At 69.3% G+C, this 14,735-nt stretch carries 12 protein-coding genes and 1 pseudogene; 6 read left to right on the forward strand and 7 right to left on the reverse strand.

The features are described 5' to 3' along the window. Nucleotides 1-28: 28 nt before the first annotated feature. On the reverse strand, nucleotides 29-2,221 hold the full coding sequence (locus NOV86_RS04320) for an amino acid permease (protein ID WP_267640023.1): 2,193 nt from the start codon (nucleotides 2,219-2,221) through the stop codon (nucleotides 29-31). Between the two features lie 406 nt (nucleotides 2,222-2,627). Between NOV86_RS04320 and NOV86_RS04325 the strand changes: the two genes are divergently transcribed. Together NOV86_RS04325 and NOV86_RS04330 are read left to right on the forward strand one after the other, a co-directional pair. Beyond that, nucleotides 2,628-3,134 carry an Lrp/AsnC family transcriptional regulator gene (locus NOV86_RS04325; RefSeq protein WP_267640024.1) on the forward strand — a complete coding sequence of 169 codons (507 nt, stop codon included), beginning with the start codon at nucleotides 2,628-2,630 and terminating at the stop codon, nucleotides 3,132-3,134. A 298-nt stretch (nucleotides 3,135-3,432) separates the two neighbouring features. Next, nucleotides 3,433-4,638 carry an inorganic phosphate transporter gene (locus tag NOV86_RS04330; RefSeq protein ID WP_267640025.1) on the forward strand — a complete coding sequence of 402 codons (1,206 nt, stop codon included), beginning with the start codon at nucleotides 3,433-3,435 and terminating at the stop codon, nucleotides 4,636-4,638. Here the strand turns inward: NOV86_RS04330 and NOV86_RS04335 are convergent, their stop codons facing one another. The 5 genes and pseudogenes from NOV86_RS04335 to NOV86_RS04355 all read right to left on the reverse strand — a co-directional run bounded on the left by NOV86_RS04335 (nucleotide 4,639) and on the right by NOV86_RS04355 (nucleotide 8,851). After that, entirely contained in the window at nucleotides 4,639-5,070 is a 432-nt protein-coding gene (locus NOV86_RS04335) for a universal stress protein (protein ID WP_267640026.1), read from the reverse strand. Nucleotides 5,071-5,248: 178 nt separating this feature from the next. Then, a pseudogene (locus tag NOV86_RS04340) lies at nucleotides 5,249-5,501 on the reverse strand (type II toxin-antitoxin system HicA family toxin). Between the two features lie 3 nt (nucleotides 5,502-5,504). Continuing rightward, nucleotides 5,505-5,774 (reverse strand): type II toxin-antitoxin system HicB family antitoxin, encoded by a 270-nt coding sequence (locus tag NOV86_RS04345; RefSeq protein WP_267640028.1) that lies wholly within the window; start codon nucleotides 5,772-5,774, stop codon nucleotides 5,505-5,507. 370 nt (nucleotides 5,775-6,144) lie between these two features. Continuing rightward, complete coding sequence (locus tag NOV86_RS04350; protein ID WP_267640029.1) at nucleotides 6,145-7,407, reverse strand: NAD(P)/FAD-dependent oxidoreductase; 1,263 nt, start codon at nucleotides 7,405-7,407, stop codon at nucleotides 6,145-6,147. A 70-nt stretch (nucleotides 7,408-7,477) separates the two neighbouring features. Beyond that, nucleotides 7,478-8,851, reverse strand: coding sequence for an NAD(P)/FAD-dependent oxidoreductase (locus NOV86_RS04355; protein ID WP_267640030.1), 1,374 nt, complete (start codon nucleotides 8,849-8,851; stop codon nucleotides 7,478-7,480). An 83-nt stretch (nucleotides 8,852-8,934) separates the two neighbouring features. Here NOV86_RS04355 and NOV86_RS04360 point away from each other — a divergent pair, with 83 nt between their 5' ends. After that, entirely contained in the window at nucleotides 8,935-9,723 is a 789-nt protein-coding gene (locus NOV86_RS04360) for an enoyl-CoA hydratase/isomerase family protein (RefSeq protein WP_267640031.1), read from the forward strand. A 13-nt stretch (nucleotides 9,724-9,736) separates the two neighbouring features. Here NOV86_RS04360 and NOV86_RS04365 read toward each other — a convergent pair whose 3' ends face one another. Further along, nucleotides 9,737-10,933 carry a hypothetical protein gene (locus tag NOV86_RS04365; protein ID WP_267640032.1) on the reverse strand — a complete coding sequence of 399 codons (1,197 nt, stop codon included), beginning with the start codon at nucleotides 10,931-10,933 and terminating at the stop codon, nucleotides 9,737-9,739. A gap of 138 nt (nucleotides 10,934-11,071) precedes the next feature. Between NOV86_RS04365 and NOV86_RS04370 the strand changes: the two genes are divergently transcribed. The 3 genes from NOV86_RS04370 to NOV86_RS04380 all read left to right on the forward strand — a co-directional run bounded on the left by NOV86_RS04370 (nucleotide 11,072) and on the right by NOV86_RS04380 (nucleotide 14,731). After that, nucleotides 11,072-12,040 carry a D-2-hydroxyacid dehydrogenase gene (locus tag NOV86_RS04370; protein ID WP_267640033.1) on the forward strand — a complete coding sequence of 323 codons (969 nt, stop codon included), beginning with the start codon at nucleotides 11,072-11,074 and terminating at the stop codon, nucleotides 12,038-12,040. A gap of 47 nt (nucleotides 12,041-12,087) precedes the next feature. Then, nucleotides 12,088-13,434, forward strand: coding sequence for a cytochrome P450 (locus NOV86_RS04375; RefSeq protein ID WP_267640034.1), 1,347 nt, complete (start codon nucleotides 12,088-12,090; stop codon nucleotides 13,432-13,434). A gap of 82 nt (nucleotides 13,435-13,516) precedes the next feature. Further along, nucleotides 13,517-14,731: a cyclase family protein gene (locus NOV86_RS04380; RefSeq protein WP_267640035.1), complete on the forward strand. Its 1,215-nt coding sequence runs from the start codon at nucleotides 13,517-13,519 to the stop codon at nucleotides 14,729-14,731. The last annotated feature ends 4 nt before the right edge of the window (nucleotides 14,732-14,735 follow it).

Genomic DNA, 14,735 nt, shown 5'->3' on the forward strand with positions numbered 1-14,735 from the left:
GGGTGGCCGAAACCCGGACGCTGGCGGGTCAGAAGACCCAGCGTTCGAGCACCCGGCGGGCGAACGACGGCCGCCGCGCGGCCCGCGGGTAGACGGTCAGGGTCGTACAGCCCGGCCGCGGAACCGCCGGCCGACGGTCGAGCAGCGCGCTCCGGAGCCGGGGGTCGGCGCCGGTTCGCACCAGCAGGTCCGGGTTCGCCAGCCGACCGCCGTCGGCGCGGACCGGCTCGGTCGACATGGGGACCGAGAGCACGTCCGCGAGGCCGGCGCGGTAGGCACCGCCGGTGTCCGGCCGGTCGTCCGTGCTGCCGTGGTCGTCCGGGTCCGCCGAATCGACCGGCTCCCAGAGCGCGATGCGGCCATCGTTGGCCCTGGCCACCGCCTCGGCGAGGCTCACCTCCAGCGCCGTGTACGGGCGCCCGTCGCCCGCCAGCGCGACCCGTTCCGGGCTGTCGTATCCGACGTTATCCACGAGGAGCACGTCGCAGGGGGCGTGGCGGACGACCCAGTCGACCGGGTCGCCGAACAGCCGCGACCGGAGCCGGAGCGGTTCGTGCTCGGTCAGGATGGCGTCGACGCCGCTGTGTTCGGCGACGTTGACGATGGCGTGTTTCGTGTCGTGACTGACGATCTCGTCGGCCTCGACCGCGACGCCGAACTCGTCGGCGAGGGCCTCCACCCGCGTCTCGAAGGAGAGGTCCGACGAGGACTGGACGGTCACCTCGTCGGTGAGGGGCGCCTGGTCCGGGACCTCCTCGAACCGGACCACGACCACCCGGCCGTCGCGTTCTCTGACGAGGTCGGCCGCCAGCGCGACGAGTGCGCGCTCGCGGTGCTCGCCAACTGCCTTCGTGACGGCGACGAGGACCTCGTGGGTCTGGTCGTCGTCGGCCTCGATGTCGGTGAGGGCACCCTTGCCGACCTGTCGCCGGATGGCGGCCGTCGCGACGCCCTCGCGGCCGACGCGGGGGCGGACGTAGGCGAGGTACCAGAGGACGCTCCCGAGCGTGATGACGGCCGCGCCGGCGAGCGCGATGGGTCCCATCTGGGTCAGGAGGCCGACCCCGGCGACCGCGCCGAAGCCCTGCACCCACGGGTACAGTGGCGACCGGAACGTCGGTGCGTACTCGGTCTCGCCCTCGCGGAACGCGACCACGGCGACGTTGATGAGCACGAACACCATGATCTGGAAGGCGCTGGCCAGTTTGGCGATCTCGAGGATGGGGACGAACGCGATGAGCGCGAGCAGCACCGCGCCCGTGAGCGTGATGGAGGTGACGGGCGTCCCGAAGCGCTCGCTGATGGTCGAGAGCGACGGCGGCGCCAGCGCGTCCCGGCTCATCGCGAACGGGTAGCGCGACGACGAGAGGATGCCGGCGTTGGCCGTCGAGACGAGCGCGAGGATGGCCGCGAGGATGACCGCGACGACGCCCGCCTGCCCGAGGGTCACCTCGGCGGCGACGGCGACCGGCGTCAGCGACCCGGCGACGCTGCCGGGTTCGGTGATGCCGACGAGGACGGCCACGATGGCCACGTACAGCAGGGTCGTGAACGCCAGCGATCCGAGGATGCCGAGCGGGATGTTCCGGCTCGGGTTCTCGACCTCCTCGGCGATGCTCGCGACCTTGGTGACGCCCGCGTAGGAGACGAACACCAGGCCCGTGGCGGCCAGCAGGCCGCCGACCCCCGCGTCGAAGAAGTTCCCGTAGTTGGCCGACTGGACGCTCGTGGCGCTCCCGGCGGCGAACCAGCCGAGGGCGGCCAGCATGACCACGACGATGGCCAGCTGGAGGCGCCCGGTCTGTTTCGCGCCGACGAGGTTCACCAGGATGAGCAGCGCCGCGAGGCCGATGGCGACCGGCTTCAGCGGCAGGTCGAACAGGAGCAACAGGTACGGCACGCCCCCGACGAGGGCGAGTGCGCCCTTGAACGAGAGCGAGAACCACGTCCCGACGCCCGCGATGGTGCCCAGCAGGGGCCCCATCCCGCGTTCGATGTAGATGTAGGTCCCGCCGGCCTCTGGCATCGCGGTGGCCATCTCGGACTTCGAGAGTGCGGCCGGGACCACGAGCAGCCCGGCGAGCAGGTAGGCGACGATGACGGCCGGGCCGGCGATCTCGAGGGCGAGTGCCGGCAGGATGAAGATGCCGCTGCCGATCATCGCGCCGATGCTGATGGCGAACACCGAGGGGAGGCCGAGGTCGCGTTCGAGTTCCTTCATGGACCGTGGCCCGGGCCGGGCGTCACCTCCTCGCGGTCGCGTCCCGGGATGGAACGGGCGAACTCCGTACGGTCGTGGCTCGGTTGGTCGTCGGTCGGTTCATGGGGTCTCGGTACCGTCGGTTGCTGTTGCATGGATGTGGCACGTGTGCCCGGCCTCTCGACGACGACCGGACACGGGGTCGTACCACATCCTAAATCACGGATTAGTATAAAGTCATGCATTCCATCGACGAATCGTCAAAATCTACCCGGTTAATATCTACTGTCGTCATCGGAATGGTGCGCATACGACCGACAGGGGAAACCGGACACGCGTGCGAGGGCCCACGCGCCGGCAGTGACGGGCCACTACACCGACGGCGATGGAACACTGCTAAGACACGCCGCGACGAAGCCCCGCCAGCATGAAAGACGGCGAACTGGATTCCGTCGACAGGGCCATCCTCTACCACCTCCAGCAGGACGCTCGTCGGACCTCCTCGAACGACATCGCCGAGCAACTCGACCTCTCCCCGAGCACGGTCCGGACGCGGCTCAACAAGCTCGAGGAGAGCGGTATCATCCGCGGCTACCACGTCGACATCGACTACGACCTGGCCGGCTACCCGCTCTACACGAAGATCATCTGCACCGCGCCGGTGCCCGAGCGCGACACCCTCGCCACGAAGGCCCGGGAGGTCCACGGTGTGACGGCGGTCCGCGAGATCATGACCGGGAAGCGCAACGTCTACGTCAACGCCATCGGCAAGACCCACGACGACCTCAACCGCATCGCCAGCGAACTCGACGAGCTGGGCCTCGACATCGTCGACGAGCAGATAATCCGGGACGAGTACGTCTGCCCCTACCACGGGTTCCTGGAGACCGACGAGGCACCGGACGGCGACGAGAGCGACGAGGAGAGCGAGTAGGGCCGTCGCCGACACCCTCGGTCACGTCGGAGAGTCGAACGCGGATGCGCCAGGAGGCGTCGTCCTCCCGAACTGTCCTGCCGCCAGCGCGAACGCTTTTGCCCCGACGGGGAGAAGCCCGTACGATGCATCACCCGAGGTCGGACAGGTCCAGACTCGTCGGAAACGAGAGCGTACAGACTGGCCAGCAGTCGGTTCGTCCCGCCGGCGGCCGCGCCGACCTCCAGACGGGGCTCCCCGCACGGACCGGTACCCCGATTGTCGGTCCCGAACCCGACCGCGGTCGCTCACACCGACGATGACGGGGCTCGTGTTCTGGGTCCTCGTCGCGCTCGCGACCGTCACCAGTTTCGCCACGGCGTGGGCGCTCGGTGCGAACAGCAACTCGCCGCCGTTCGCCCCGGCCATCGGCGCGAACGCCGTCTCGACGATGCGCGCCGCCTTCCTCATCGGTATCCTCGCCGCACTGGGTGCGCTCACGCAGGGCGGGAGCATCTCGGAGACCGTCGGGTCGGGGCTCATCGACGGCATCGCGTTCACGTCGCTGGCGGCGACCACCGGCCTCCTGACCGCCACCGCCTTCATGGCGTTCGGTGTCTACACCGGCTACCCGGTGCCGGCCGCGTTCGCGACCACGGGGGCGATGGTCGGCGTCGGGCTGTCGCTCGGTGGGGCACCCGCGTTCGACACGTACCGGCGCATCGCGCTGTTCTGGGCGCTCGTGCCGCCCGTCTCCGGTGGGCTCGCGTACCTCACGGCCAAGATGTTGCGTCGTGACGACATCCCGGAGACGGTGGCGATTCCCCTGCTCGCGGGCGTCGTCGGCGGCATCGTCGCGAACATCCAGCTGAGCATCATCCCGTCTCCGACGGGTGCGTCACAGGAGTCGGTGGCCGGGTTCGTCTCGGGCGTCGTCCCGGTCCTGACCGTCGGGGGCGTCGAGGTGGCCACCGTCGTCGTGACGCTGGCCTTCGCCGCCGTGAGCTTCCACCTCATCCGCCGACGAACCCAGACCTCCGTCGACAGGGGGGTCAAGACCTTCCTCATCGTGCTCGGGAGCGTCGTCGCGTTCTCCAGCGGCGGCAGCCAGGTGGGACTGGCGACCGGGCCGCTGGAGAACCTCTACCGCGGCGAACTGGGACTGCCGGTCATCGGGCTGCTGGCGCTCGGGTCGACTGGCATCCTCACCGGGGCGTGGATGGGCGCGCCACGACTGCTGCAGGCCACGTCCCGCGAGTACGCACAGCTCGGCATCCGACGCTCCATCGCCGCGCTGGTGCCCGGGTTCGTCATCGCACAGGTCGCCATCGCGCTCGGCATCCCCATCTCGTTCAACAACATCATCATCTCCGGCGTGATCGGTGGCGGGCTCGCCGGTGGCTCCGCCGGCGTCTCCCGCCGGAAGATCGGTCTCACCGTCGGGTTCTGGTTCTTCACGCTCGGGACGTCGATAGTGATAGGCTTCGGGCTCTACCGGGCCTTCGCCACGGTGCTCGGCGTGTGATCACTTGATGACCGTCACCGGGACGGGGGATTCGCCGACGACGGTCGACGCGACGGTCCCGAGGAGACGACGGGTGAGTGCGTTGCGTTCCCCGCCGTGGCCGCCCATCACGACGTGGTCGACATCGTGGTCGCTGACGTACGCGAGGATGGTCTCCGCCGGGTCGCCGGTCTCGACCGCGGTGTCTACGGTCTGGCCCGCCGCCTCGACCCGGCGTTTCGCGTCCGCGATGAGGGACTCGGCCCGTTCCTGCGCGGTCGTCTCCCGTGACGAGTCCACCTCGATGACACCTCCCTCGCTCATGCCGCTATCGAGCGGCGTCACCACGTTCAAGACCGTCACCGGACAGTCGAAGACGGCGAGTGCGTGTGCCAGCGCGTCGTCTGCGAGTGGCGACCCGTCCAGCGGGACGAGGACGTGGGATGGTTGCATACGTCCACTCCGGGACCGAGACACAAGTATGTCGACGGTGGTTCACGGTGCGTGCCGACACTGCTGGTGTTCGAGAGGTGTCTCTGTGAGGAAGTGACTGTCGCCCGGAACACTACCAATCGACAAACGACTAGTAGATTCAGACAGAGATCGAGTTCTCCGCATTCACAGCCAAGGGCTACGAATTACGGTCGAGCCACTCACAGAACTCCTCGAAGTCTCTCGCACCAGCACTGTCGGCGATACCACGAAGCGTCCCTGTTCGGAGTTCGTCGTGTAGTGGAACCGTGACTCGCCGCCTGTCGTCTTCGTTCGTGGGATGTTCGTAGTACAATCGGGCGTGGTCACCAGTCGTTCGACGCCACTCGAATCCGCCGACGTTGACCAGCACTTTCACGACTTCCCGGCCGGAGAACCGTTCTCCTCCCCATCGACTATTCGAGAACGTCCGGCGGCTCCTGTTCACCAGTCGCGTTGTCCGCAGGGTCGATACCCATCTCACGGAGTTCTTCGTCGGTCGGTTCTCTGCCGACCTCGTCGTTGTGGAGTGCAACTGCCTCGTCGAGGTTCGCCAGTGCGGCCTCGCGGGACTCCCCCTGTGTGGTGACACCTGACTCGACGTCTTCGGCGACCCACCAGCTATCCTCGCGCCACAGACGGATCTCGTCGTCGTGTGGCGACCCATCTCGCGTCGAACTGGCCATGGTGGTCTGAGATAGTAGGACGTCCCCGATAAGGATTCGGTCGCGCGAGACGAGTCGTACACGGAAGGCACCAGCGATGCGAGAACACGTCCACAGCGGAGCTACCGCTGGTGAACTCGGAGTTGTCGCCCGGAACACTAACGACCGGTATCATCCCTGGCGGCGTGCCGCGTCAACCGGGAAACCCTCGTGCCGGGCGGGTCGCTTGCCGCGACCAGCAGTTACGATGTCGCGTACCTGGGTTCTCCGCTTCGTCATCGCTGCCGAGATGGGTTCGCTTGGAGCGGGGACTTGTGGCACGCAGGCGTGAGTAGCCGGCGACCGGGGTAAGGTCTTGCGACTCGGTGCGGGCCGGGAAGACTCGCCCCGGTCACGTCGCGCCCGGGATGTGCTTGTACTCCCAGTCGTCGGTGTAGGCGCGGTAGAGCCGGGTCCGCATCGTCTCGTTCTGGAGCAGGCCCGCGAGCAGTTTCGGGCGACGCGCCAGTCGGAGGAACGCCTTCTTCGGGTTGCGGTCGACCTCCTCCACGTCGATGCCCGAGACGGCGTCCATCACGCCACCGAGGAGGTCCGGGCGGCCGTCCTCCAGGGCACCCCGGACGATGTAGGCGAGGCGGTACTCGTTGCGCAGGCGCCGGTAGAGGTGCTGCGGGTAGTCGACGAGCTTGTCCTCGGCGGCGAGTTTCGCCATCAGGTACGAGGATTCGACGGCCTGCGAGATGCCCTTGCCGGTGAAACGGTTCGCGATGCCGGCAGCGTCGCCCACCCGGACGACGCGCTTCTCGGGCAGGTAGGTGCGCCGGGGGTCGAGCGAGGGGCCGCGCGGGATGGTGTAGACGTTGGCCTCCTCGCGGGTGGGGACGGGCCAGTCGTTGCGCTCGCAGGCGCGCTCGAAGGCGGCCATGTAGTCGTCGGGCTTCTTGTCCTGTGCCCAACCGATGCCGACGTTGGCTCTCGTCTTCGACTTCGGGAACGCCCACGAATACCCCAGATAGTTCTCGAAGATGATGAGCGAGTCGGGGTAGAGGTCCGAGAAGTCGCCCTCCACGTCGGCGTTGAGGGCGGTCATCGCGCCGGCGTACTCCCCGGTCGTGCCCTCGACCTTGCTCGCCATCGAGGGCTGGCCGGTCGCGTCGACGACGATGTCGTGTTCGGCCTGCAGGGACTCGAACTCGGCCTTCGAGACGCCGTGGTTCTCGACCACGTCGACACCCCGGTCGTCGAGCTGTCTCGCCCACGTCCGCTCGACGAGGTTCCGGTCCGTGACGTAGCCGTGTTCCGACGGGAACCGGCCCTTGCCCGCGAGCTGGCGGGCACCGGTGTCGCCGGTGTAGACCTCCACGTCGAAGGCGGGCGTGTGGTTCGCGAAGCCGTTCGTCCGGGTCTTCGCCATCGGGAGCATCGAGACGTTCGTCATCGCCTCGCCGCAGTTCACCCGTTTCTCGTCGTAGGACTGGCGTTCGTAGAGCGTCACGTCGTACTCGAGCGTCCGCAGGGCGTGGGCGGCGGCGAGGCCGGCCATCGCACCGCCGACGACCGCGGCCGACCGCCCCGAGCGGTCGAAGCGGTCCGGGAGCCGGTAGGTGCCGAGGTAGGAGAGGAACGGGTCCGTCTCGGCGTCGGGTCGCGTCATGGCCCTGTCTTCGACTGCCAGCACAAAAACACGTCGTCAGGCGACGCCGGCTGCCGGAAAGGGCGCCGGGTCAGACCGCGTAGTCGTCCTCGGTGAGCTGGACGTAGCCGTTCTTGCGGAGCGAGCGCTTGGTGCGCTTGTACGTCGCGAGGAGTTTCAGCCCGGAGATGCCACCGGAGAGGCGGCTCTTGATGAGCGAGCCGTCGCTGCCGTCGCTGAGCAGTTTGTTCGTCATCTGGAACGTCTCGTCCCAGTCGTCGGGGCCGTACTCGGCGACGATGTCGGCGAAGGTGACGTTCCGGACCAGTTCGTCGCCGACGGCCTTCCGCCAGACGTCGTTGTACCGGTCGAGCGAGTCGACGGCGGCGAGCCGGCCGGCGATCTTGCCGGTCCGGCAGGCGACGTGGTAGCCGCCCTCGTGGAACGCCGAGGTGGTGCCCATGGCGCCGCCGGCGACCGCGATGCCGGCCGCGGTCGGGGACTCGATGGGCTTCGTCGAGGAGATGGGGTAGGTCTCGGTACCGCCCGATTTCCCGCGGTCCTCGACGAGGGGGAAGTCCTCCTCGATGTCGTACTCGTCGCCGTACTCGATCTCCAGCAGCCGGCGGATGTACTCGCCGGCGCGGGGGAGCGACTCGTCGTCGGGGTCGAGCAGGCGGTACGCCTCGGGGTTCTCCACGTCGTCGAGCGTCATCCCGATGGGCATCGTCAGGCCGATGCGGGCGACGTTGCCGTCGTTCGGGAAGATCCACGGGTAGGCGGTCTCGCCGGGCATCCAGCCCCACCAGAACTTCAGGCGGTCCTCCTCGAACAGTTCCTCGGGCACCTCGCGGTGCTCCTGGTAGGCGATGTGGTTCGCCGTCGGCGGGCTCAACACGTCGGAGACGCTCTTGCCCGCGGGCATGAACTGGTCCAGCGTCGGGATGGTGACGGTGCGCTGGGGGCCGTCGGCGAGCACGAGGTAGCGCGCCTCGACGTCCTCGCCGTCGGCGAGGTGGACGGTGTGGCGGTACTCGGCGTCGAGGTCCGAGTCGACGCTCCTGACGGAGACGCCGACCTCGTAGGTCGCGCCCTCCTCCTCGGCCTGCTCGCGGAGCCAGTCGTCCATCCGGGCCCGCTGGAAGGTGTAGCCGAACTCGTCGTAGGAGGAGTCGATGCCGGTGCTGTGGAGGGTCGTCGTCTCGGTCGGGCCGACGAAGTCGACCGCGTCGAGCTCCTGCAGGACGATGCCGTCGGGGAACTCGTCGGGGTCGAAGTCCATGATGTCGACCCAGTAGTCGAGCATCCCGGCCGCGTCCGTCGAGTCGGGGCCGAGGCCCTCTCGGTCGGCGCGGGGCACCCCCTTCTCCAGGACGAGGGCGTCCGCACCGTGATAGGCCGCTTCCATGGCGGCACATGTGCCGGCCGGCCCGCCGCCGACGATGGCCACGTCAACGCGCTTCATACCTCGTTCCCTCTCGGCAGTCCCAAATAAAGCCCCCGAACCGCCTCGGCGGCTTTTTGTCGCCTCCCTGCGCAGGCCGGGACATGAGCGACTACGACCACGTGACCGTCGAGCGAACCGACGGCGTCGGCCGCATCGTCATCGACCGCCCGGAGAAGTACAACTCGCTGGCGCCGGAGACCGCCGCGGACCTCCGCGATGCGGCCGACGACCTCGCCGGTGACGACGACGTCCGGTGTCTCACCCTCACGGGCGCCGGCCCGGCGTTCTGTACCGGGGCCGACCTCACGACGTTCGAGGGCGACAGCACCGACTCGAAGCGCCTCGACACCCTCGCGGGACGGCTCCACGGCGCGGTCGAGACGCTGGCGACCGCGCCCAAGCCGACCATCACGGCCGTCAACGGGGTCGCCGCGGGTGGCGGCCTCGGCCTCGCGCTCGCGGGCGACGTGGTGCTCGCCCACGAGGACTCGCGCTTCGAGTTCACCTACCCCCGCATCGGCCTGTCGGGCGACGGCGGCTCGACGTGGTTCCTGCCGCGCCTCGTCGGCTACCGGAAGGCCCGCGAGATCGCCCTGCTCGACGAACCCATCCCGGCCGAACAGGCCGTCGAGGACGGGCTCGCGACCGAGGTCGTCGCGGACGAGGACTGGCCGGACCGGGTGGACGCGGTCGCGACCGACCTCGCCGGTGGCCCGACGAAGGCCTTCGGGACGGTCAAGCGCCTGCTGGACAAGTCCGACGAACGGACCCTCTCGGCACAGCTCTCGGCCGAGAAGGACGCCATCTCGCGGCTGGCCAACTCCGGCGACTACGAGCGCGGCTACGCGGCGTTCTTCGGCGACGAGGAGGCCGAGTTCGAGGGGAACTGAGCGTGGGTCGGCGTCAGTAGAGCGCGACGTCCCAGAGCCAGTCGGTCACCGTCCCGCCCCCGCTCTTCTCCGTCTCCGGCATGGCACCGGGTTTCGCGTTCGCGTCCGTGCCGGCGGGCTCGATACTGGCACCTCCATCGCCGTCCAGTCGGTCCAGGTCGGTCGGCGTCTCGACGCCGGGGTCACCCGTCCCACCGACGTCGGCCACCCGGACCGCCCCCGCGCTCGTCACGAGCAACACGAACACGAGCACCTTCGCGAGCGTCCGCGGTTTGTCCGTCAGCACGGGCAGTTCCTCGGCCGTCACCGACCGGACCGGCGCGGCCTCGGCGGGCGCCAGCCGGCAGACCGTCGGCGAGACGGTGTACTCGAAGAACGAGAGGTGGAACGCCCGGGTGTAGGCCGCGACGAACCCGCCCAGGACGACGAAGACGAACCCGGCCAGGGGGAGCGCGAGCGGCCCGGGAAGCGCCTCGACGGTGAGCCAGAAGACGACGGCGAAGGCGGCCGTAGGCGGGAAGACGCCGACGGCGTACCGGAGCAGTTTCTCGGGGCGGACAAGCGCGAAGCGCAGGCTCGTCGCCCAGGCGCGGCTCGGGCGCTCGGCGGCGAACAGCGAGACGGTGTCGAAGAAGCGAACCGGGAGGCCGCCGGTGACGTGTGCGCCGGCGACGACCAGCAGGGCGAGGATGCCGTAGTCCACCGGGTCGACCCAGGGGAGCGCGAGCGGGGTGTGGTACCCGAGGAACTGGAGGGGGGTGAGCGCGACGAGCAGGAGGCCGAAGACGACGAACGAGGCGAGGAGGGTCGCGACGAGGCGGACGAGGAGGTGCCAGCCGGCGGCCGCGAGCAGTTCGGTGTAGTACGCCCGTACTGCGTTTACGGCGTGACGGGCCTCCGCGGGGAGGTCGTCCCCGCGTGTCCCGTAGACGAGGGTCTCGCGGCCGAGGTGGTAGATGGCGGCGAGGGCCGCCGGCGCGAGCAGGCCCCAGACCGCCGAACCGGCGACGATACCCGCAGCCAGTGCACCCAGGCTCTCGCCCAGGGTCGCACTCACGACCGCCGGCGCGAGCGAGAGGCCCAGCGCGGTGGCGACGGTCCAGCCCACGAGGAGGGCGATGCCCTGTGCCACCGCCAGCCCGAACCCACCCAGCAGCACCGCCGGCCGTCGGTTCACGACCGTGATGGCTCGCCTGGCGGTGCGAAACATACCCATGCCAAAGTCGCAGTCCGTCATAAACGATTTGGCAGCCAACAGGTCTGTCACACCCTGCCCGGCCGCTGCGAGTTCCGGCAAGCCCCGCCCCATCCCGTAACCCGTTAGCCCGCGGCCCTCCTTCGGCCAGCCATGAGCGACGCCCCAGCCGTGCTGGTGCTTCGAAAAGGCGCACACGGAATCCCCATCGAGCAGTACGCCGAGGCCCTGCGCGACCGCCTGCCGGACCACGACGTCACCCTCGCCCGCACCCCGAAAGAAGAGCGCGAGGGTATCGAGGACGCCGAGATCGTCACCGGCATGTGGCTCACCGACGAGTTGCTGGATCACGCGGAGAACCTCGAACTGTTCGCCTGCGCCTACGCCGGGACCGGGCACCTCCCCCGGGACCGTCTGGCCGAGCAGGGCGTCACCCTCACGAACGCCTCGGGCGTCCACGGCCCGAACATCGGTGAGCACGTCCTCGGGGCCATCCTGACGTTCTCGCGGCGGTTCCACGAGGGCTTCCGGCGTCAGCGCGAGCGCGAGTGGCGGAGCTACGAGACCCACGAGCTGGAGGGCTCGACCGTCACCATCGTCGGCCTGGGTGCGCTCGGGCAGGCGACCGCGAAGCGCCTGGAGGGCTTCGGCGTCGAGACAGTCGGCGTCCGCTACTCGCCGGACAAGGGCGGCCCGACCGACGAGGTCATCGGCTTCGACGAGGACGCCCTCCACGACGCCCTCGCCCGCACCGACTACCTCGTCCTCGCGTGTCCCCTGACCGACCTGACCGAGGGCCTCGTCGGCACCTCCGAACTCGTCACGCTTCCGCCGGAGGCGGTCGTCGTCAACGTCGCCCGCGGGCCGGTCGTCGAGACCGACGCGCTGCTCAACGCGCTCCGGAGCCGGTGGATCCGCGGCGCGTCACTGGACGTGACCGACCCCGAGCCGCTGCCCTCCGACCACGACCTCTGGAACCTCGGCAACGTCCAGATCACCCCGCACAACGCCGGGCACACCCCGCACTACTACGAGCGACTCGCCGACATCGTGGCCTCGAACGTCCGCCACGTCACCGAGACGGGCGAGTACGAGGGCCTGGAGAACCAGGTGCAGGTGTAGGCCCGCCGTCGTGCGTTTCATAGCCGGAGGGGTCCAAGGGGCGACACATGCCCCAGCAGACGACGGACTGGCGGCCGCCGGGTCCCCGCGGCCTCCCCGTCCTCGGCAGTACCCTCGACTTCCAGCGCGACCCCTTCGGCTTCCGGACGAAGGTCGCCCGGACCTACGGCCCGGTGGCGAGTTTCGACGTGCTCACCGAGACGTTCTACCTCCTGACCGGCCCCGAGCATATCGAGCGCGTCCTCGTCCACGAGAACGAGAAGTTCATCAAGGGCGATATCTTCCAGACGTTGCTCTCGCCGGTGGTCGGCCAGGGCCTGCTCACCAGCGAGGGCGAGCAGTGGCGCAAACAGCGCCACCGCATCCAGCCCGCCTTCGCCCCCGACGCCCTCACGCACTACGCCGACATCATGGTCGAGGAGACCGAGGACGAACTGGCGACCTGGACCCCCGGCGAGGTCCGCAACGTCCACGAGGACATGCTGGCCCTGACCGGCGAGATCGTCGCGCGGTCGCTGTTCGGCGTGGACGTGAGCGACCGGACCGAGGTCGTCGCCGAGGCGCTGGACGTGGTGATGGGCTACGCGGAGTCGCTCTCCTCGTCGATGGTCCCGAACTGGGTGCCGACCCCGGGGAAGCGACGGTTCGACGAGGCGATGCAGGTGCTCGAGGCGGTCGTCGAGGACATCATCGAGGAGCGCCGCGCCGACCCCGGCGACGACGTCATCTCCGCGCTCCTCGCGGCCGAGGACGAGGACGGCCGGACGATGAGCGACGAGCAGCTCCGCGACGAGGTGATGACGCTGTTCCTCGCCGGCCACGAGACGACCGCGCTCTCGCTGTCGTTCACCCTGTTCGTGCTCGCCCAGCACCCAGACATCGAGGACCGACTGGTGACGGAACTCGACGAGAATCTCGATGGCGCGACCCCGACCGTGGCCGACCTCGGGGACCTGCCCTACCTCGAACGCGTCGTGAAGGAGTCGATGCGGCTCTACCCGCCGGTCCACGCCATCATCCGGGAACCGACCGAGGACGTGGTGTTCGACGGGTACCGGATTCCGGCCGGCTCGCCCGTCTCGATGCCCCAGTGGACGGTCCACCGCGACCCGGCACACTACGACGACCCGATGGCGTTCCGGCCCGACCGCTGGACCGACGACTTCGAGGCCGAACTGCCCAGATACGCCTACTTCCCGTTCGGTGGCGGGCCCCGGCGGTGCATCGGCGACCGGTTCGCCATGATGGAAGCGCGGCTGGTGCTCGCCAGCATCCTGCAGACGTACCACCTCGAACTCGTCTCGGACCCGTCGCTGGACCTCGCCGCGAGCATCACGACGCGGCCGACCTCGCCCATCGAGATGCGGGTCCACGAGCGGTATGACAGCCCCTGACATATACGGTAGGTGATTTATTCGGGTTCCGCTGGTTATCACCGTCGTCGCGCCGGCCGGAGTGCCCGTCGCGGCGACACCCATGACCTTCGACAACGACGACTGTGACTGTGGCACCGGCATCGACCGACGCGGGTTCCTCCGCGGCTGTGGCGCGGTGTTCGCGATGGCCGCCGCGGCGACACCGACGGCGGCCGAGGGCGGCCCGACGCCCGGCGACCTCTCCGCCCTCCTCGACGGCCTCCCCACGAACTGGGGGCGCTGGGGCGAGGACGACGAACGCGGCGCGCTCAACTTCCTCGGCAGCGCCGAGGCCTTCGACGGGATGCAGGCCGCGGTCAGCGGCGGACGGAAGCGCATCGAGCGGTTCACGCTGCAACTCTCCGTGACGGGCGAGGCGGCACAGGACCCCCTGTTCGTCGGTCGCTTCCCGGCCCGGAAGGACAACACGCTCGACGCCCGGTTCGACGGCGTCGAGGGCAGTCCCATCCCGCTTCCGGGCGGCCTGAAGTACGCCGACGACGCGTTCGCGACCCGGCTGTTCCTGCAGGGGACGACCCACATGGACGCCCTGGGCCACGCCTGGTACGGCGAGCACCTCTACAACGGCTATCCGCAGGCGAGCACGGCGACCCCGACCACCTACGACGACCCCGTCACCGGCCTCAGGGACGCGGATTTCGACGGCGACCTCGAGACCTACGACACCACGACGACCTACGGGCTCGGACAGGCCGACGTGACCGCGGCCGCGGGTGCCGGCGTCGCGGGCCGGGGCGTCCTCCTCGACGTGGGCCGGCAGTTCGGCGACGAGGACGGCCGGCTCGCGCCCGACTTCGGTATCGGCCTCGACGAGTTGCGCGCGACCGCAGAGGCACAGGGCGTCGAGGTGCAGGAACACGACATCGTCCTGGTCCGCACGGGCTCGGTCGAGCGCGCCCGTGACCCGGACGCCGAGTACGACCCACTGACCGAACCGGGACTGGTCTACAGCGAGGAGCTGGTGCGCTGGTTCCACGAGCTGGAGACGCCCGTCGTCGGGGCGGACAACGTCGCCATCGAGCGCGCCGCCCAGGTCGTCGACGGGGAGCTGTACTTCGCACCCCTGCACGGCGCGCTCCTGCGGAACCTCGGCATCACGCTGCTGGAGATACTGGACCTGTCGGCACTCGGAGCGGCCTGTGCCGCCGACGGAATCTACGAGTTCCTGTTCACCGGCGCGCCGTTGAACGTGCCCGGTGGCTCGGGTGCGCCGGTCAACCCGGTCGTGCTGAAGGCGACCGACGAGAAGGCGTAGCGAG

It is taken from the genome of Haloarchaeobius amylolyticus, from assembly GCF_026616195.1.
Lineage (GTDB): Archaea > Halobacteriota > Halobacteria > Halobacteriales > Natrialbaceae > Haloarchaeobius > Haloarchaeobius amylolyticus.